At 71.1% G+C, this 17,800-nt stretch carries 17 protein-coding genes; 5 read left to right on the top strand and 12 right to left on the bottom strand.

Annotated elements, in window-relative coordinates; translation table 11 throughout:
• Positions 1 to 39 precede the first annotated feature (39 nt).
• The 3 genes from RR3_RS07605 to RR3_RS07595 are packed head-to-tail and all read left to right on the top strand — an operon-like array spanning position 40 to position 3,607.
• Entirely contained in the window at positions 40 to 819 is a 780-nt protein-coding gene (locus RR3_RS07605) for a class I SAM-dependent methyltransferase (protein WP_228287200.1), read from the top strand.
• Positions 816 to 2,366, top strand: coding sequence for a 1,4-alpha-glucan branching protein domain-containing protein (locus RR3_RS07600; protein WP_064066651.1), 1,551 nt, complete (start codon positions 816 to 818; stop codon positions 2,364 to 2,366). The genes RR3_RS07605 and RR3_RS07600 overlap by 4 nt, the downstream gene beginning before the upstream one ends.
• Positions 2,363 to 3,607, top strand: a complete 1,245-nt coding sequence (locus tag RR3_RS07595) for a glycosyltransferase family 4 protein (protein ID WP_010596598.1) — start codon at positions 2,363 to 2,365, stop codon at positions 3,605 to 3,607. The genes RR3_RS07600 and RR3_RS07595 overlap by 4 nt, the downstream gene beginning before the upstream one ends.
• Positions 3,608 to 3,619: 12 nt before the next feature.
• Here the strand turns inward: RR3_RS07595 and RR3_RS07590 are convergent, their stop codons facing one another.
• Positions 3,620 to 5,110, bottom strand: coding sequence for an amidase (locus tag RR3_RS07590; protein ID WP_040275056.1), 1,491 nt, complete (start codon positions 5,108 to 5,110; stop codon positions 3,620 to 3,622).
• Positions 5,111 to 5,124: 14 nt separating this feature from the next.
• Positions 5,125 to 5,886, bottom strand: coding sequence for an acyltransferase (locus RR3_RS07585; RefSeq protein ID WP_010596600.1), 762 nt, complete (start codon positions 5,884 to 5,886; stop codon positions 5,125 to 5,127).
• Positions 5,887 to 5,983: 97 nt separating this feature from the next.
• Here RR3_RS07585 and RR3_RS07580 point away from each other — a divergent pair, with 97 nt between their 5' ends.
• Complete coding sequence (locus tag RR3_RS07580; RefSeq protein ID WP_010596601.1) at positions 5,984 to 7,285, top strand: outer membrane protein assembly factor BamB family protein; 1,302 nt, start codon at positions 5,984 to 5,986, stop codon at positions 7,283 to 7,285.
• A 28-nt stretch (positions 7,286 to 7,313) separates the two neighbouring features.
• Here RR3_RS07580 and RR3_RS07575 read toward each other — a convergent pair whose 3' ends face one another.
• The 7 genes from RR3_RS07575 to RR3_RS07545 all read right to left on the bottom strand — a co-directional run bounded on the left by RR3_RS07575 (position 7,314) and on the right by RR3_RS07545 (position 12,853).
• On the bottom strand, positions 7,314 to 7,694 hold the full coding sequence (locus tag RR3_RS07575; protein ID WP_010596602.1) for a VOC family protein: 381 nt from the start codon (positions 7,692 to 7,694) through the stop codon (positions 7,314 to 7,316).
• The gene (locus RR3_RS07570) at positions 7,691 to 7,987 is read right to left on the bottom strand and encodes an ArsR/SmtB family transcription factor (RefSeq protein WP_017680832.1); all 297 of its coding nucleotides are present in this window, start codon (positions 7,985 to 7,987) and stop codon (positions 7,691 to 7,693) included. The genes RR3_RS07575 and RR3_RS07570 overlap by 4 nt, the downstream gene beginning before the upstream one ends.
• 56 nt (positions 7,988 to 8,043) lie before the next feature.
• Positions 8,044 to 9,201: a THUMP-like domain-containing protein gene (locus tag RR3_RS07565; RefSeq protein WP_064066108.1), complete on the bottom strand. Its 1,158-nt coding sequence runs from the start codon at positions 9,199 to 9,201 to the stop codon at positions 8,044 to 8,046.
• A 1-nt stretch (position 9,202) separates the two neighbouring features.
• Positions 9,203 to 10,174, bottom strand: a complete 972-nt coding sequence (locus tag RR3_RS07560) for a class I SAM-dependent methyltransferase (RefSeq protein ID WP_026137782.1) — start codon at positions 10,172 to 10,174, stop codon at positions 9,203 to 9,205.
• A gap of 53 nt (positions 10,175 to 10,227) precedes the next feature.
• On the bottom strand, positions 10,228 to 11,007 hold the full coding sequence (locus tag RR3_RS07555) for an enoyl-CoA hydratase/isomerase family protein (RefSeq protein ID WP_010596606.1): 780 nt from the start codon (positions 11,005 to 11,007) through the stop codon (positions 10,228 to 10,230).
• A 10-nt stretch (positions 11,008 to 11,017) separates the two neighbouring features.
• Positions 11,018 to 11,845: an NUDIX hydrolase gene (locus RR3_RS07550; RefSeq protein WP_010596607.1), complete on the bottom strand. Its 828-nt coding sequence runs from the start codon at positions 11,843 to 11,845 to the stop codon at positions 11,018 to 11,020.
• A 174-nt stretch (positions 11,846 to 12,019) separates the two neighbouring features.
• On the bottom strand, positions 12,020 to 12,853 hold the full coding sequence (locus RR3_RS07545) for an ABC transporter ATP-binding protein (RefSeq protein ID WP_026137783.1): 834 nt from the start codon (positions 12,851 to 12,853) through the stop codon (positions 12,020 to 12,022).
• A 42-nt stretch (positions 12,854 to 12,895) separates the two neighbouring features.
• Here RR3_RS07545 and glgX point away from each other — a divergent pair, with 42 nt between their 5' ends.
• Positions 12,896 to 15,064: a glycogen debranching protein GlgX gene (glgX, locus tag RR3_RS07540; RefSeq protein WP_371851029.1), complete on the top strand. Its 2,169-nt coding sequence runs from the start codon at positions 12,896 to 12,898 to the stop codon at positions 15,062 to 15,064.
• Here glgX and RR3_RS07535 read toward each other — a convergent pair whose 3' ends face one another.
• From RR3_RS07535 to RR3_RS07525, 3 genes are all read right to left on the bottom strand, one after another.
• Entirely contained in the window at positions 15,065 to 15,850 is a 786-nt protein-coding gene (locus tag RR3_RS07535) for a peptidyl-tRNA hydrolase (protein WP_174557558.1), read from the bottom strand.
• Positions 15,843 to 17,057 carry a phosphoserine phosphatase SerB gene (gene serB / locus RR3_RS07530; protein WP_017680837.1) on the bottom strand — a complete coding sequence of 405 codons (1,215 nt, stop codon included), beginning with the start codon at positions 17,055 to 17,057 and terminating at the stop codon, positions 15,843 to 15,845. The genes RR3_RS07535 and serB overlap by 8 nt, the downstream gene beginning before the upstream one ends.
• Positions 17,058 to 17,231: 174 nt before the next feature.
• Positions 17,232 to 17,800 (bottom strand): cbb3-type cytochrome c oxidase subunit I (locus RR3_RS07525; RefSeq protein ID WP_174557557.1); only part of this gene is annotated, 569 nt, incomplete at its 5' end.

Below are 17,800 nucleotides of genomic sequence, written 5' to 3'. Positions count from 1 at the left end.
GACGACGAGGTCGACAAAGGTGGGGCTAATGTCTGGGCGGTGAGCGAATCCACCGTCCCCGCCGGCGACGCCCCTCGACTGCCCCTCACCGGTGAACGCACCGTTCCCGGCATCGCGGAGGAGAACTACTGGTTCCGCCGCCACGAGGTGGTCTACCGCGACCTGCTCCCCCGGTGTGCGGGCCGCACCGTGCTCGAGGCGGGCGCCGGCGAGGGCTACGGCGCCGACATGATCGCGGATGTCGCGACCGCCGTCGTCGGGCTCGACTACGACGAGAGTGCCGTCGCGCACGTGCGTGCCCGGTACCCGCGCGTGGACATGCGGCACGCCAACCTCGTCGAGCTGCCGCTCGCCGACGCGTCCGTGGACGTCGTGGTCAACTTCCAGGTCATCGAGCACCTGTGGGACCAGTCCGGGTTCCTGCGCGAATGCCACCGGGTGCTCCGGGACGGCGGCGAACTGCTCATCAGCACCCCCAACCGCATCACGTTCTCCCCCGGCCGCGACACCCCGCTCAACCCGTTCCACACCCGGGAACTGAACGCCGCCGAACTCAACGAACTCCTCGAGGGAGCCGGCTTCCGCGTCGCGCTCACCACCGGGGTGCACCACGGGCCCGTGCTGCGCGCCCTCGACGCCAAGCACGGCGGCTCCTTCATCGACGCCCAGATCGAGCGCGCTCTCGCCGGCGAGCCCTGGCCCGCGGACCTGACCGCGGACGTCGCCGCGGTGACAGTCGACGACTTCCTTCTCGCGCCCGAGAACATCGACGCCAGTCTCGATCTCGTCGCGATCGCGGTGAAGGATCCGGCGCGGTGACCACTCCCGCCCCCCGGCGGGAACCGGGACTGTTCGCGCTCGTGCTGCACTCGCACCTGCCGTGGCTCGCCCACCACGGTCGCTGGCCGGTCGGCGAGGAATGGCTCTACCAGTCTTGGGCCGCAACGTATCTCCCGGTGACCGATGTTCTGCGCCGGCTCGCCGCCGAGGGCCGCACACACCTGGTCACCCTCGGGGTGACACCCGTGCTGGCCGCGCAGCTCGACGATCCACACTGCCTGACCGGCATGCACCACTGGCTGGGCAACTGGCAGTTGCGGGCCCACGAGGCCGCGGGCATGCGGGAGCCGTCCTACCGCGCGCTCGGGGCCCGTGAGCACCGGCAGGCGACCGCCGCCCTCGAACAGTTCGAAACCCGTTGGCGCCACGGCGGATCGCCGGTGTTCCGCGAACTCCTCGACGCCGACGCGGTCGAGTTGCTCGGCGGGCCTCTGGCCCACCCGTTCCAGCCGCTGCTCGACCCTCGGCTGCGGGCATTCTCCCTCGTCGAGGGCCTGGCCGACGCGCACGCACGCTGGGCGCACACGCCGCCGGGAATCTGGGCTCCCGAGTGCGCCTTCACCCCCGGCATGGAGACCGGATACGCCGCCGCCGGGGTCGGGCACTTCATGGTGGACGGTCCCGCGCTGCGCGGTGACACGTCTCTCGGGCGGACCGTGTGGGACTCCGACGTCGTCGCCTTCGGCCGGGACCTGCAGGTGTCCTACCGGGTGTGGTCGCCGAAGTCCGGTTATCCGGGCCATGCCGCCTACCGCGACTTCCACACCTACTGCCACGACACCGGGCTCAAGCCCGCCCGGGTCACCGGGCGGACCGTCGCCCCCCAGGACAAGGCACCCTACGACCCCGACCTGGCGTCCGCGGCCGTCGACCGGCACGTGGCCGACTTCGTCGACACGATCCGCCGGCGACTGCGCCGCGAGTCCGAGCGCCTCGGGCGCGACGCCCTGGTGGTTGCCGCGTTCGACACCGAACTGTTCGGCCACTGGTGGCACGAGGGCCCCCTGTTCCTGGAACGACTGCTGCGGGCACTGCCGGCGGCGGGCATCGAGGTGGGCACCCTGGCCGACGCACGCGACCGCGGGTACGTGGGCGCCCCCGTCGAACTGCCCGACAGCTCCTGGGGATCCGGGAAGGACTGGCGGGTGTGGGCCGGCGAGCAGGTACGCGATCTCGTCCAGCTCGACGAGGAGGTCGTGCGCACCACCCTCGACACCCTCGACAAGGTCCGCGCCGGGTCCCGGGGCCTCGCGCTGCGCAACCGGGTCCACGACCAGATGCTGCGCGAGGCGCTGCTGACGGTGTCGAGCGACTGGGCGTTCATGGTCAGCAAGGACACCGCCGCCGGCTACGCGCGGGACCGGGCCCACAAGCATGCCCACGCGTTGCGGGAGATCGCCGCGGCGGTCGCCGCCGGCCGCGACGAGACGGCGGCGCGGCTGGCCGCCGGCTGGAACCGAGCGGACAATCTGTTTCCCGGGCTCGATGCCCGCCGCCTGCCCGATCGGATGGGAGCCCCGTCGTGAAGGTACTGATCGTCTCCTGGGAGTACCCGCCGGTCGTCGTGGGCGGCCTGGGCCGGCACGTGCACCACCTCGCCACCGAACTCGCCGCCGCCGGGCACGAGGTGGTCGTGCTCTCGCGCCGGCCGTCCGGCACGGATGCCGGTACCCATCCCACGATCGGCCACATCGCCGAGGGGGTGCTCGTCGTGGCCGTCGCCGAGGATCCGCCGCACTTCGAGTTCGGCGAGGACATGCTGCCCTGGACGCTCGCGATGGGCCATGCCATGGTGCGGGCGGGCCTGAATCTGACCAAGGGCGGAATCGGCGACGGCTGGTACCCGGATGTGGTGCACGCGCACGACTGGCTCGTCGCACACCCGGCCGTGGCGCTCGCCGAGTACTTCGACGTGCCGCTCGTGTCCACCCTGCATGCGAGCGAAGCGGGCCGGCACAGCGGCTGGCTGTCGAGCCGCATGAACCGGCAGGTGCACTCGATCGAATGGTGGCTCGCCAACGAGTCCGATCGGCTCATCACGTGTTCGGCCTCGATGAACGAGGAGGTCGTCGCGCTCTACGGACCGGAGCTGCCGCCGGCGACGGTGATCCGCAACGGAATCGACGTCACCGCCTGGTCCTACCGGGAGCGGGCGCCGCGCTCCGGGCCGCCGCAACTGCTGTTCGTCGGCCGGCTCGAGTACGAGAAGGGGGTGCAGGATGCGATCGCCGCCCTGCCCCGGATCCGGCGCACGCACCCCGGAACCACGCTCGTCGTCGCCGGGGAGGGCACCCAGTTCGAGTGGCTGCGCGAGCAGGCGCGTGTGCACCGCGTCGCGCGGTCGGTGACGTTCGTCGGCAACCTCGACCGCACCGAGTTGCTCGGCCGGCTGCACCGCGCCGACGCGATCGTGCTGCCGAGTCGCTACGAGCCGTTCGGGATCATCGCGCTCGAGGCCGCGGCCGCCGGGACACCGCTCGTCGCATCGACCGCGGGCGGCCTCGGGGAGGCGGTGGTCGACGGCGAGACCGGACTCGCGTTCGCCCCCGGTGACGTCGCCGGGCTGGCATCGGCGGTCCGGCGGACCCTCGACGATCCCGCGGCCGCCCAGATGCGGGCGCGGGCGGCGCGCGAGCGTCTCACGGAGGACTTCGACTGGCGGTTGGTGGCCGCCGAGACCGCCCAGGTGTACGCGGAAGCGAAACGACGTGTGCGCCAACCGCTTTCACGGCCGACGATTCCCCAGCGCCCCCTCCCCGACCGGTAGCGCCGGCCCGTCTCACCGGGCCGGCAGCAGCGGGGGTTCGCGGTGCGCCCAGGGGCGGGCCTGTTCGAGCTGACCCGCGAGCGAGAGCAGCAGTCCCTCCGAGCCCAAGGGCCCGAGAAACTGCACGCCCAGCGGCAATCCCGCCGCGGTCCAGTGCAGTGGCACCGAAATCGCCGGGCGCCCGGTGATGTTCGCGAGCTGGGTGTACGGCGTCCGGGCCAGGTTCTCGTCGACGATGCGGTCCATCAACCCCGCCCACCGCGCCGCACGGCCGAGCCGAGCCGTCACGATCAGGCGCGCGGCGCGCTGCAGCGCGGGCGGTGTGGCCAGTTCCCCCACGCGCGCCGGCGGATACGCCAGGGTCGGAGTGAGCAGCAGGTCGTACCGCTCGTGGAACGCGCCGAGCTGCTGCGTGTACCCGTTCCACCGGCGCAGCGACGCAAGATAGTCCGACGGCCGGACGGAGTCGCCGAGCGCGGCGAGGAACCGCGTGTCCGGCTCGAACGCCTCGGGCCCACACCCGGTGCTCCGGCGCGCCTGCCGGACGTCGGCGGCGAGCCAGGCGAACCACATCGTCAGCCAGTCGGTGGACAGCCGTCGCTCGTCGATTCCCGTCGCGGCGGGCTCGACGACGTGGCCCAGCTCGTCGAGCAGCGTCGCGGCGTCTTCGACCGCCGCGACGGCCTCCGGATCGACCCCCGTGCCGATCGGGGACTCCGTCGCGAATCCGATGCGCAGCGCCCGCGGGGGGACGCTCGCCGCGGAGGCATACGACTCCGGCGATACCGCCGGGAGATAGGGTCCGTTCGGGTCGGCGCCGGCCAGCACGTCGAGCATGACCGCCGCGTCGCGCACCGTCCGGGTGACGACTCCGTTGCTGACCGCCCCGTGCCGGTCCTCGTCCACCGCGGGACCGCTCGGCACCAGGCCCCGGCCCGGCTTCAGGCCGACCAGACCGCAACAGGCAGCAGGGATGCGGATCGAGCCGCCACCGTCGTTCGCGCCGGCCGCCGGGACCACGCCGGCGGCGACTGCCGCCGCCGATCCGCCGGAGGACCCACCCGGGGTGTGCGCGGGATTCCACGGATTACGGGTCGGGCCGTTCGCCACGGGCTCGGTGACCCCCTTCGTCCCGAACTCCGGGGTGTTCGTCTTACCGAACACGACGAGTCCCGCACTCAGCCAACGATCGACCACCACCGCGTTGCGCGCGGCGGGCAGGGTCGCCAGGGACCGGCTCCCACTGCCGGTCGGTAACCCGGCGATGTCCTGGAGCAGATCCTTGACCAGGAACGGAACACCCGCGAACGGGCCCTCGAGCGGCTCGTCGGCCCGGCGGCGCGCCTGCTCGTCGAGCCGGCGTACGACGGTGTTCAGCGTCGGTTCCACTGCCTCGAGGCGGGCGAGGGCCGCGTCGAGCAGTTCGCGTGGCGTGACCTCACGACCGGCGACGAGCTCGGCGAGCCCCACGGCGTCGTAGTGGCGGTAGTCGGCGTAGTCCATCGCAGGACCCCTGATCAGGATCCGGGTTCCGCTGCCGGTTCGCGGCCGGCCTTCTTGCGCGCGATGTCCTCGAGCGCGGCGACGTAGGCGGCGCGGTCGGCGGCCCCGGACTCCCAGTCCGTGCGACGGTTCCTGACCACCTTGGCCGGCGCTCCGACCGCGATGCTGTAGTCCGGGATGTCGCCCTTGACCACCGCGTGCGCACCGAGGACGCAGCCGCGTCCGGTGCGGGTGCCGCGCAGTACCGTGACCTTCGTCGCGATCCAGGTGTCGGGTCCGATCCGCACCGGGCCCTTGACGATCCCCTGGTCCTTGATCGGATAGGTGATGTCCTCGGTGCGATGGTCGAAGTCGCAGATGTAACACCAGTCGGCGACGAGCGTCGAGGCGCCGATCTCGATGTCGAGGTAGGTGTTGACGACGTTGTCCTTGCCGAAGACCACCTTGTCTCCGATGCGGAGCGACCCCTCGTGGCAGCGGATGGCGTTGCCGTCGCCGATGTGCACCCACCGCCCGATCTCGAGCCTGGACAGCTCCGGGGTGGAGTGGATCTCGACGTTCTTGCCGAGGAACACCATGCCCCGCAGGACGACGTGCGGGTTCGCGAGCCTGAACTTGGCCAGACGGTAGTATCGCACCAGGTACCACGGCGTGTACGCCTTGTGCGCCAGCACCCATCGCAGCGAGGCGACGGTGAGGAATCGGGCCTGGTCCGGGTCCCGCCGCCGGGAACCGCGCCACCTCGTGCGCAACGGTGCGCCCCACATGCTCGTCATGGTTGCCAGCGTACGGTCCGCCTCGTGCGCGGAGTGCGCCACCCGGCCCGATAGTGTGGCACATCGGGTCATTCGAGCCACGGCGAGGAGATGAGTGATGCGGGCTGCCCTGCGGACGGTGATGCTGACGACCTCGGCGGCATTGGTGCTGACCGGATGCGGCAGCAGCAGCGGCCCGGTCGACGTCTTCGCCGCCGGGGCGTGGCCGGGGCGGTACGCCGACGCCCGCAACAGCAGCACCGCGCAGGCCGACGGGCTGCGCGACGTCGCGCCCGCGTGGTCGCGCCCGCTCGGCGGCGCCGTCACCTCCCCTGCGAGCGTCGCCGCCAACGGGCAGATCTTCGTCACGGGCGCGACCACCGTGGGCTGCAACCTCGTCTCGTTCCAGATCGACACCGGCCGCAAGCGGTGGTGCACCCGCCTTGCGCCGGGGGTCGCCGGGGTGACTCCCGCCGTCGACGGTATGGCCAACATCTACGTCGGCGAAGAGGGCGCGATGGTGTCGTTCAACGAGCACGGCCAGCGGCGCTGGCGCATTCCGGTGAGCGGCACGCCGGGAACCGCACAGTTCACCGGTGACGGAAACCTGTTGTTCGTCACACATTTCGGGCAGGTCAACGTTCTCGACCCACAGACCGGCAAGCACGCGGCGCCGATCTTCGACCTCGTGCCCACGCCCGCGGCGACGGACGGGACGAACGTGCCTCGATTGCCGAACGACCACGGTCTGGTCGCCTGCTTCGGCGGATCGGAGGACTGCCCGGTGGCCACCACCCCGGCGGTCGATCTCGGTACCGGCCGGATTCTGGTGACCCTGTGGCGGCCCGGCGCCGATCGGGCCGCCGTCGTGTCGATGCGCTACACCGGCGGCGACGATGCGCGCGTGGTCGAGGAATGGTCGCAGACGGAACTGCCGGGCGGCGCGGCCACCAGTCCCGTGCTGTCCGCGGACGGCGCAACGGTGTACGTGCACGACGGCGAGGGGGCCCTGTGGGCACTCGACGCCGGGACCGGGGCACCCCGGTGGAGTCACGGCCTCGGGTACGTGGCCTCCGCCGGCCCCGCGGTGTCCGCCGAGGGACTGCTGGTCCTCGCGCCGGGGGGCCGGACCGGGGACCTGGTCGCGCTGCGCGACACCGGCGAGGCCGCCGAAATCGTGTGGCGCCGCGACGACGTGCGCCAGTTGGGGGTGCCGGCCCTGACCGCCGACGGCCTCGGGTACACGGTGGCCCGCGCCGACGACGGGTTGGCCGCGCTCGTGTTCGACGCCGCGAGCGGGGAGACGCTCGACGCGGAAACCCTGCCCGGCGCGGCCGGCTTCTCGGTCGGCACCGCGGTCGGGCCGTCCGGTGAGTTCGTCACGACGACCCTGCCGGGCGAGGTGTACGTGCTCCGCTGACCCGAATCGCCGCGCGCGGCGATTCGGGTCAGCCGGCGATCTGGATGAGATTGCCGCAGGTGTCGTCGAATACGGCGGTGGTGACACCGCCCATCTCGAGGGGCTCCTGGGTGAACCGCACCCCGAGGCCGCGCAGCCGCTCGTACTCGGCGTGCACGTCGTCGACCGCGAACGAGGTGAACGGGATGCCGTCGGCGACGAGGGCCTCCTTGAAGGGGCGGACGGCGGGATGCCCGTCGGGTTCGAGCACCACCTCCGGCCCGTCCGGTTGCTGCGGCGAGACGACGGTGAGCCACCGCGCCTCGCCCAGGGGGACCTCGGTCTTCTTCACGAAGCCCAGGACTTCGGTGTAGAAGGCGAGCGCCTTGTCCTGGTCGTCGACCAACACACTGGTGAGGGTGACCTTCACTGCGACTCCTTTCGCTGCGCGACCGTCCATCGGTCGGCGAGGCCGTGCAGTGGTGCAACGTCCACGTGGTGGAACTTCGACCGCCCCTCGCGGCGGGTCCGGACCAGACCGGCCTCCTCGAGGATTGCCAGGTGCTGCGAGATCGCCTGCCGGGACGAACCCAGGCCGTGCCGCGAGATCAGCCGGGTGCACAGCTCGAACAGCGTCTGGCCGTCCCGCTCGACGAGCTCGTCGAGGATGGCCCGGCGGGTCGGATCCGCCAGCGCTTTGAAGACGTCGACCACACCACCCATGATACGCAAGTGTTTGCTTGCATATCAATGGTCGCACGGGATCGGGCCCGGCACGCTCAGCGACTGGGCTCGCAGACGAATGCCGTCGGGGTGCGGCCGATCCGCGTCAGCACGACGCTCAGCGACCGCGAACCGCGGAGCTTGAGCCGCGGCCGGAGCACCGCCGGATCGACGTCGACCCCCCGCACGAGGATCTCCGCCGCCCCGCAGTCCATCGACGAAAGAGTTTGCCGCAGAGACTTTTCCGAGTACTTCAACCGGTCGAGGATGCGAAATCCACGCAGTCCCGCGGGGAGTGCGTCGCCGGTGAGATACGCGATGCGCGGATCGAGTTGCCACAGACCGTGTGCCGCCGCGTAGTGCCGCACCAGTCCCGCACGCACGATCGCCCCGTCCGGATCGACGATCCACTTCCCCGGTTCCCGCTCGGGCAGCTCGTCCGGCTGCGCGTCGGTGATCTCGAACCCGGCACCGTCCGAACGCAACACGCTCGCCCGTCGCCGCACACCCGGCGCCGCGAGACCCGGGGAGTACAGGCACGCCTCACGGACACCCCCGTCGAGCGAGACGACCTCGACCTCCCCCGGCCAGTCCAGCGCATCGAAATCCAGCCCCGGGGCACACTTGACGGCCAGGTCGCGCCCGGCATAGGCGTCGAGCAGGTCGGGCAGTGGCGGCATCAGTGCTGCCGGATCGTGGGTGCGCCGGCCCTCGGAACGACGGGCCGGATCGGCGATCACGGTGGTACCACGGGTGACCGGCCGCAGCGCGTCGGCACGGACCAGCGCCACTCCGGGAACGTTGTGCTCGGCCATCGCGAGACGAACCGGGTCGAGGTCGCTGCCGACCACCATCTCGGCGACCCCGGTCAGGGCCGCGAGTTCCGCCCCGATCGAGCACGTCACGTCGTGGACCCGCCGACCGGAGAGCCGGCGTGCCCGGTGCGCGGCGACGGGCGCCGGCGTCGCCTGTTGCAGAGCGTCGTCGGTCGACAGCCAACCGCCCGCGGCGGGCAGCTTCGCGACCGCCTTGCGGCGCACCAGCACCGTCTCGATCAGCGGAGCGGCCCGGTCGCCGAAACGCGTACGCGCCCAGCCGATGTCGACCAGGCGCGTGCGCGTGGACAGCTCCCGGGCGGCCACCTCCGCGAGATCGGCCGCCCCCTGCGCCGAACGCAGGTACGCGACGTCGGCGAGGGTGAACGCGTAACCCACCCTACGGCTTCACGCCGGTGATCATGACGTTGTAGAAGAAGCTGCGCGGGACGACGTGCCGGAGGACCTTCTCGTCCACCCAGCTGAGCGTCCGCCACCCACCGAACGCGAAGCGCGCCCAGCCCCAGCCCAGCTTCTCCGCGGGCACCGCGGCCTCGAAGGTGCGGACCGGCCAGCCCAGCAGCGCGGCCGCGAACTCCTCGCTGCTGGCCTTCACCTGCACCGCGCCGGCCGAGGCCGCCATCCGTTCCAGGTCCGACGGGTCGAAGGTGTGCAGATCGACGACTGCCTCGAGCGCCGCGGCGCGCGAGGATTCGTCGAGTTCGGCCTGCGGCCGCCGCCAGTCCCGCAGGAACGGCAGCTTGGTGACGGTGGTGGTGGCCTCCCACGTGAGCCGGCCGAGCCAGCGCGCGTAGAAGTTTCCGACCGTGCTGGGCTCACCGGCGAACACGAACCGGCCACCCGGCTTCAGCACCCGCAGCACTTCGCGCAACGACTGCTCGACGTCCGGGATGTGGTGCAGCACCGCGTGCCCGACGACGAGGTCGAAGGTGTCGTCGTCGTACGGGATCGTCTCGGCGTCGGCCACCCGGCCGTCCACCTCGAGACCGAGATGTTCGGCGTTGCGCAGCGCCACCTTGACCATGCCGGGCGACAGGTCGGTGACCGAGCCGGTCCGCGCGACTCCGGCCTGCATGAGGTTCAGCAGGAAGAAACCGGTGCCGCAACCGAGTTCGAGGGCCCGCCCGTACGGGAGGGGCTGCTCGCCCGCGGCCGCATCGAAACGGCCCTTCGCGTAGTCGATGCAGCGCTCGTCGTAGGAGATCGACCACTTCTCGTCGTAGGTCTCGGCCTCCCAGTCGTGGTAGAGCACCTGCGCGAGCTTGGTGTCCTGAAGGGCGGCCGCAACCTCCTCGGCAGTGGCGTGCGGGTTCGGCGCGGGGTCGACCCCGTCGGTCCTGCTTGCAGTCATGAAGGGCATCCTACCCATCGGTAAGCTGTGAACAAGTTCCAGTTCCGGGGTGCCTACTCCCCCACGAACTCCGCCTTTCCCGGACCGTTGGCCACGAACGACTCCATGCCGATCGTGCGGTCCTTCGTGGCGAACAGGCCCGCGAAGACGTGCTGCTCGATCTTCAGGCCCGTGTCCAGGTCGGTATCGAGCCCCTGATCGATCGCTGCCTTCGCCGCCGCCAGCGCGCGGGTGGCGCCCCGGGTGAACTGCGATGCCCACGTGCGCGCCGCGGCATATACCTCGTCCGGGGCGACGACCTCGTCGACCAGCCCCATCTGCAGAGCCTCGTCTGCCGCGACGAAACGGCCCGTGAACACGAGATCCTTGGCCTTCGACGGGCCGATCAGGCGAGCCAGGCGCTGGGTTCCGCCGCCGCCCGGGATGATGCCGAGCAGGATCTCCGGCACTCCGACCTTCGCGTTGTCGCCGGCGATCCGCCGATCCGCACCCAGCGCGAGCTCGAGACCGCCGCCCAGCGCATAGCCGGTGATCGCAGCGACCGTGGGCTTCGGTATGTCCGCCACCGACCCGAGCGCCGACTGCAGGTCCGCGATGATCTCGCTCATCTGCACGTAGCTCAGCTCCGCCATCTCCTTGATGTCCGCGCCGGCAGCGAACACCTTCTCCCCGCCGTAGACGATCACGGCCTTGACGTCGGAGTTCACGGTCGCCTCGCGAGCAGCGGCCCGGATCTCCTCCTGAACCTGCCGGTTGAGTGCGTTCATCGGCGGCCGGTCGAGCCGGATGGTGCCGATACCGTCGGAGACCTCGAGCGTCACGAATTCAGCCATGAGGCACAGGCTAGTTGGCACCCCGGGCGGCCCACGGATGCGGCCCCGCCTCGTAGTAGCCGTCCTGCTCGGGGAACTCCACCCGAAGCTCCTCGTCTCCCGTGATCAGGGTCGGCAGAATCGGCGTGATCTGCGGCTCCGCAGCGAGGATCTCCGCGACCGAACCGAACCGCGACAATGCCGTCAACTGGCTCCAGGTCGGGGGCAGCAGCACACTTCCACCCTCCTGCCAGTGCGCGATCGCCTCCTGTGGAGTCTGCCACCGCACCGCGTCGGCCTCGCTCGTGTCACCGTCGGCAATCTGCCCCTCCGGGGCCGCCGCCACGAAGAACCTGGTGTCGTAACGACGGCCCTCCCCGACCGGCGTGATCCAGTTCGACCACGGCCGCAGCAGGTCCGCCCGCAGCACCAGACCCTCGCGCTCGAGGAACTCACCGAAGGTGAACTCCCGGGCCTCGAGCTGCCTGCGTGCCGGAGCGAACGCGGTCGTGTCCGCCACCACGGTGTCCGGCGTCGGCCCGGCGAGAAGGACACCGCACTCCTCGAACGTCTCGCGCACCGCCGCGAGAACGAGCGCCTGCGCCAGGTTCTCGGATGTGCCGAACCGCTCCGACCACCACTGCACGGGCGGGCCGGCCCACGCCACCGCTGCAGCGCTGTCCGACGGATCGACGCCGCCTCCGGGGAACACCGTCATCCCGCCCGCGAACGCCATGCCGCGCACGCGCTGCAGCAGGAACACCTCGACGCCACGGTCGCCGTCCCGGACGAGGATCACCGTCGAGGCATCCTTGAGCGGCACCGCCGCCGCGAGTTCTCCCGAACGTTCGATAGCCATACGCACAAGTTACGGCATGACGTGACCCACGACTCATCCACCTGCCGGCGCCACCCCACGACGCGCGGCCGTGCTTTCGGCCGCGGCTCCGCCCCGCTACGCGCGGCTGTGCCGCCTGGCCACGGCTCCGCCCCGCTACGCGCGGCTGTGCCGCCTGGCCACGGCTCCGCTCCGCTACGCGCGGCGGTGCCGCCCGGGCTGGTACCTGCGGCGGGCGAAGAACCGGCCGTCCACCTTGTCCAGGGCGATCGCCTGACTGAACGCCTCGCTGAGGTTCTCGCCCGTGATCACGTCGTCGAGAAGGCCCTGCGCGACCACCTGCCCCTCCTTGAGGAGCATCGCGTGGGTGAAGCCCGGCGGGATCTCCTCCACGTGATGGGTGATCAGCACAATGGCCGGAGCGTCCGGATCGGCCGCCAGTACTCCGAGCCGAGCCACGAGTTCCTCACGCCCCCCGAGATCCAGGCCGGCCGCAGGCTCGTCGAGCAACAGCAGTTCCGGGTCTGTCATCAACGCGCGGGCAATGAGGACACGCTTGCGCTCCCCCTCGGAGAGGGTGCCGTAGGTGCGGTCGGCCAGATGCTCGGCGCCGAGGCTCTCGAGCATCTCCACGGCACGCGCACTGTCCACCTCGTCGTACCGCTCGCGCCAGCGCCCGAGCACGCCGTACCCCGCGGAGATCACCAGGTCCACGACCTTCTCGTCGGACGGGACACGGTTCGCCAGCGCCGACGACGACATCCCGATCCGCGGTCGCAGCTCGGACAGGTCGGTCTTCCCGAACGTCTCCGCCAGCACGTGCGCCGTCCCCGATGTGGGGAACGTCTCAGCCGCAGCGATCCTCAGCAGCGACGTCTTGCCCGCTCCGTTCGGCCCGAGGATCACCCAACGTTCGTCGAGTTCCACCTTCCAGGACACGGGACCGACGAGGACGTTGCCGCCCCGCCGTACGAGCACGTCGTCGAATTCGATGAGCAGATCGGGATCAGGTTTGGCCACGCCGACCATCTTTGCGTACGCGCGAGCCCGGTTCACGGCAGGATCACTTCCGTGTCGTACCCCTCGCCCCCTCCGCACCCTTCACCGGTACCCGGCGAGCCGCCGGCGGGTCCTGCCGTCGCCCGGTCCGGCGCCGGTCCTTTTCCTCTGGGCGCCTTCCCCGGCGACGACGGGACCCGGTTCGCGGTGCACGCACCCCACGGCAGCCGCGTCCAGCTCTGCCTGATCGACGACACGGGTCGCGAGGACCGCATCGACCTGCCGGACAAGACGTACGGCGTCTGGCACGGTGAGGTGCCGGGAGTCCGCCCGGGCCAGCGCTACGGATACCGCGTGCACGGCGCGTGGCAGCCCCGGACCGGGCTCCGCGCCAACCCGCACAAGCTGCTGCTCGACCCGTGGGGTCGGCAGCTGACCGGCGACATCGGCGACATGAGCCGCCTCCTCGGCTACGAACGCACCCCGTTCGGTGAGGCGTCGACCGTGGACTCGCTGGGCCACACACCGCTGTCGGTGGTGACCGACACCCCCGCCGGGTCCCGGCACCACCGGCCGGGCACGCCGTGGGAGCAGACGGTGATCTACGAACTGCACGTCGGCTCCTACACCGCCCGCCATCCCGACGTCCCCGAACAGTGGCGTGGCACCTATCTGGGGCTGACGGCGCCCGCCGTCCTCGACCACCTGGTCGGCCTCGGTGTCACCGCCGTCGAACTGCTGCCCGTGCACGCCTTCCTCACCGAGCCACCAGTACGGGTCCGCGGCATGCGCAACCACTGGGGTTACTCCACCGCGTCGTACTTCGCACCGCACCCCGGCTACGCGACCACTCCCGGCAACGAGATCGCGGAGTTCCGGACGATGGTCGACACGCTGCACGAGGCGGGACTGGAAGTGATCCTCGACGTGGTCTACAACCACACCTGCGAATGGTCGGTGGACGGCCCGCACGTGTCCTGGCGGGGCTTCGACGCACCCGGCTACTACCTCCTCGATGCCACCGGCCACGACATCGATCTGACGGGCTGCGGCAACACCGTCGACGGCAGTTCCCCGGTGGCGGTGCGGATGATCTGCGACAGCCTGCGGTACTGGGCGACGGAAATGGGCGTGGACGGCTTCCGGTTCGACCTCGCCAGTGCACTGGCCCGCCCTCGGGGCGGCGACTTCGACGCGCGCGCGGCAGTGTTCACCGCGATCACCACCGACCCTGTCCTCACCCGGCTCAAGCTGATCGCCGAACCCTGGGACGCGACCCTGCCCGGCTACCAGCTCGGCAACATCGGTCCCCAGTGGTCGGAGTGGAACGACCGCTACCGCGACTCGGTACGGCGCTTCTGGGCACGCGGGGCGGGAATTCGGGAGGTCGCCTCCCGGCTCGCGGGCTCGGAGGACCTCTACGGCCGGCACACCCGCCGACCGTGGATGTCGATCAACTTCGTCACGGCGCACGACGGCTTCACGATGTCCGACCTCGTCAGCTATCGCCGCAAGCACAACGAGGCCAACGGCGAGCAGGGCCGTGACGGGAGTGACAACAACGAATCCGTCGACCACGGCGTCGAAGGACCCACGGACGACCCCCTCGTCGTGGCTGCTCGCGCCCGGCACGTGCGTGCGCTCCTCGCGACTCTGCTGCTGTCGACCGGTACCCCGATGCTGCTCGCCGGGGACGAGTTCGGGCACTCCCAGGGTGGCAACAACAATGCCTACTGTGTGCCTGCCGACGTCCCGGTCCGCGACGCCTGGCCCCTCGACTGGGAGCACGCGGACCGGGACCTGGTGGAGTTCGTGCGGCAGGCGCTGCGTCTGCGCAAGGTGGTCCCGGTGCTGCGGCAGGGCCGCTTCTTCGACGGTCGGGCCCGTCAGGTCGGTTACCCCGATCTGGTGTGGTTCGGCGCGGACGGGCGAGAACTGCAGGACGCGGACTGGCTCGACGAAGACCGGCGGACGCTGCAGGCGTGGGTGGACGGCTCGCAGCTGGGCACGGTCACCCGCGCGGGCGTTCCGCTGGCGGACAGCAGCGGTCTGCTCGTGCTCCACGCGGGCGGACCCGCCGCCGTCACACTCGGCCGGGCCGAGTGGTATCGCGGCGACATGGTGTGTGTCTTCGACTCGAGCTCCGTCGACGGCGAACCGGCGGAGCTCACACCGCTGCCCGCCGGCACGACGCTGCCCCTGACGGGGCCGACCCTGCTCGTGTTCCGGATCACGAAGTGATCAGCCCGGGACGGCGATCACCGTCACCGACCCCGGAGCCACTTCGGTGAATCCGGCGTCGCGCACCGCCACGGCCGTGCCGTCCGCGACCCGCTTCGTCAGGTGCCGCCACCGGACGGGGTCGGCATCACGCACGGCACACACGAAACCGGATTCGGCCCAGGCGCCGGCATGCTCGGCGTCGAGGGCGCCGGCGAACAGCATCGCGGCGTGGCCGACCTGCGCCGCGGCCTTCCCGACCGTCATGTCGAGCGCGGCATCGATCCACAGCACCGGAACGCCGGCGGGCGGATCGTCCGGAGTGTCGTGTGGCAGGTCCGTGCCCCCGATCTGCAACCGCGAGATGCGCGGATCCAGGTGTCCCACGGGTCCGGGGACCAGCGCCCGGGCCTGCGCACCGCGGTGTTCGACGGTGATTCCGTCGACCTCCTGCGCGGCGCGCCACTGAGCGCCGCGGGCGCGGCGGCTGACCTTGCGGATTCGCGCGTCGGTCCACGCGAGATAGGGCTCGCGCCACGGTCCCGGTTCGCCTTCCGGTCCGGTCCCGACGCGCGGATCCAGGCACAACGCGACCGTCGCCATCGCAGCGGCCTCGAGGAGTGCGCTGCGGGCAGGCGGGTCCTGCTTGGGGATGTGCAGCACGATCGGCATCGCGAGCACCGCCCCCGGGTCGTCCGGGTCGGGTCGATGCCCGTAGCCCCGGGCGAGGACACCGTGGCGAGCCACGAAATCGGCACCGTGGCGAGCCACGACATCGGCACCGTGCGGTGCGGTGGTTTCAGGCACCGGTGTCGAGGGGCACGCGGCGCAGGGTGCCGTCGACCCGGTCTGCGGCCTCGACCTCGTCGCGGGTGACGCCGAGGACGAACAGCACCGCGTCCAGGTACGGGTGGGACAGAGCCGTGTCTGCGACCTCACGCAGCGCCGGCTTGGCGTTGAACGCGATGCCGAGTCCGGCCGCTCCGAGCATGTCGATGTCGTTGGCGCCGTCGCCGACGGCGACGGTCTGCTCGATCGGCACGCCGGCCTCGGCGGCGAACTCCCGCAGGGCGCGCGCCTTGGCGGCCCGGTCCACCACCTCACCGACGACGCGGCCGGTGAGCTTGCCGTCGACGATCTCGAGGGTGTTGGCCCGGACGAAATCCAGTTCGAGTTCGTGGGCGAGACCGTCGATGACCTGGCGGAAGCCCCCGGAGACGACGCCGCAGCGGAACCCGAGACGCCGCAGTGTGCGGATGGTGGTCCGGGCACCGGGGGTGAGTTCGAGGTTCTCGGCGACCTCGTCGATGACCGATGCGGGCAAGCCGGCAAGGGTGGCGACCCGCTGGTTCAGCGACTCGGTGAAGTCGATCTCGCCGCGCATGGCTGCCTCGGTGACAGCGCGGACCTTGTCCTCCACGCCGGCGTGTGCGGCAAGCATCTCGATCACCTCGCCCTGGACGAGGGTGGAGTCGACATCGAACACGATCAGCCGCTTCGAGCGACGGGCGAGACCGGCGCGTTCCACGGCGATGTCGACCTCGAGGCCGGCGGCCAGCTCGGCGAGCCCGGCCCGCAGTCGGGCGTCGGCCTCGGAACCGGGGTCGGCGGCGGTGACCATGAGTTCGAGTCCGGTCACCGGGTAGTCGGCGATTCCCCGGATGGAGTCGATGTTGGCGCCCTGCCGTGCAAGTTCGCGGCCCACCGAGCGCAGGGCCCGGGCGCTGACGGGGCTGCCGAGGACCACGAGGGCGTGTGTGGACACGGACGAGCCGATACCCGGCTCGACACCGGTCTGGACCTGGGCGTGCATGCCGATGGTCGCCATGGCGGCCTCGATCTCGTCCTGCAGCGCGTCGGGATCTGCGGGGCAGGAGACGAGCACCCCGAGGGTGAGCCGGCCGCGGATCACGACCTGCTCGACGTCGAGCAGATCGACGTCGTGCCGGGTGAGCGCCGCGAAGAGCACCGAGGTCACGCCGGGATGGTCCGGCCCCGTCACAGTCACCAGCATCGCGGTGTCAGACGCCACCTACGTCTCCGATCCTTCGTCAGTCGCGGCACTTGCCCACTCATTGTGGCAGGTGAACGGGGTGCCGAGTGAGCAGGGGTCCCCTCGGCAGAACGCGCGAGGCCCCGCCCGTCGGGGACGGGCGGGGCCTCGGGAGGCGTCGATCCGGGGTACGGATCAGCGGTCGGCGGGGGTCCTTTCGGCACCCTCGCTCAGCGCCACATGGTTGTGCTTGTTGCTGCCCGGGCCGACATGGGCCTCGGCACGCATGCGGTCCACCATGTGCGGGTAGTGCAGCTCGAACGCGGGGCGCTCGGAGCGGATGCGCGGCAGCTCGTAGAAGTTGTGCCGCGGCGGCGGGCAGGTGGTCGCCCACTCGAGGGAGTTGCCGTAGCCCCACGGGTCGTCGACCGTGACGACCTGCCCGTACCGGTAGCTCTTGAACACGTTCCACAGGAACGGCAGGGTCGAGGCGCCGAGGACGAAGGCACCGATGGTCGAGACGATGTTCAAGGTGGTGAACCCGTCCGAGGGCAGGTAGTCGGCGTAGCGGCGCGGCATGCCCTCGTTGCCCAGCCAGTGCTGCACCAGGAACGTGGTGTGGAAGCCGAGGAAGGTCAGCCAGAAGTGCCACTTGGCGAGGCGCTCGTCGAGCATGCGCCCGGTCATCTTCGGGAACCAGAAGTAGATGCCGGCGTAGGTGGCGAACACGATGGTGCCGAAGAGCACGTAGTGGAAGTGCGCGA

Origin of the sequence: Rhodococcus ruber NBRC 15591, from assembly GCF_001894945.1 — a bacterium.
Classification (GTDB): Bacteria; Actinomycetota; Actinomycetes; order Mycobacteriales; family Mycobacteriaceae; genus Rhodococcus; species Rhodococcus ruber.
Note: the sequence above shows the minus strand (reverse complement) of the source record. Positions and strands in the feature narration are given on the sequence as shown.

Coding starts and splice junctions, on each gene's coding strand:
- RR3_RS07590 (WP_040275056.1), bottom strand. CDS start 5,110: ATGGACTACGCCGACTACCGCCACTACGACGCCGTGGGGCTCGCCGAG.
- RR3_RS07585 (WP_010596600.1), bottom strand. CDS start 5,886: ATGACGAGCATGTGGGGCGCACCGTTGCGCACGAGGTGGCGCGGTTCC.
- RR3_RS07580 (WP_010596601.1), top strand. CDS start 5,984: ATGCGGGCTGCCCTGCGGACGGTGATGCTGACGACCTCGGCGGCATTG.
- RR3_RS07570 (WP_017680832.1), bottom strand. CDS start 7,987: ATGGGTGGTGTGGTCGACGTCTTCAAAGCGCTGGCGGATCCGACCCGC.
- RR3_RS07560 (WP_026137782.1), bottom strand. CDS start 10,174: ATGACTGCAAGCAGGACCGACGGGGTCGACCCCGCGCCGAACCCGCAC.
- RR3_RS07555 (WP_010596606.1), bottom strand. CDS start 11,007: ATGGCTGAATTCGTGACGCTCGAGGTCTCCGACGGTATCGGCACCATC.
- RR3_RS07550 (WP_010596607.1), bottom strand. CDS start 11,845: ATGGCTATCGAACGTTCGGGAGAACTCGCGGCGGCGGTGCCGCTCAAG.
- RR3_RS07545 (WP_026137783.1), bottom strand. CDS start 12,853: ATGGTCGGCGTGGCCAAACCTGATCCCGATCTGCTCATCGAATTCGAC.
- serB (WP_017680837.1), bottom strand. CDS start 17,057: ATGCTGGTGACTGTGACGGGGCCGGACCATCCCGGCGTGACCTCGGTG.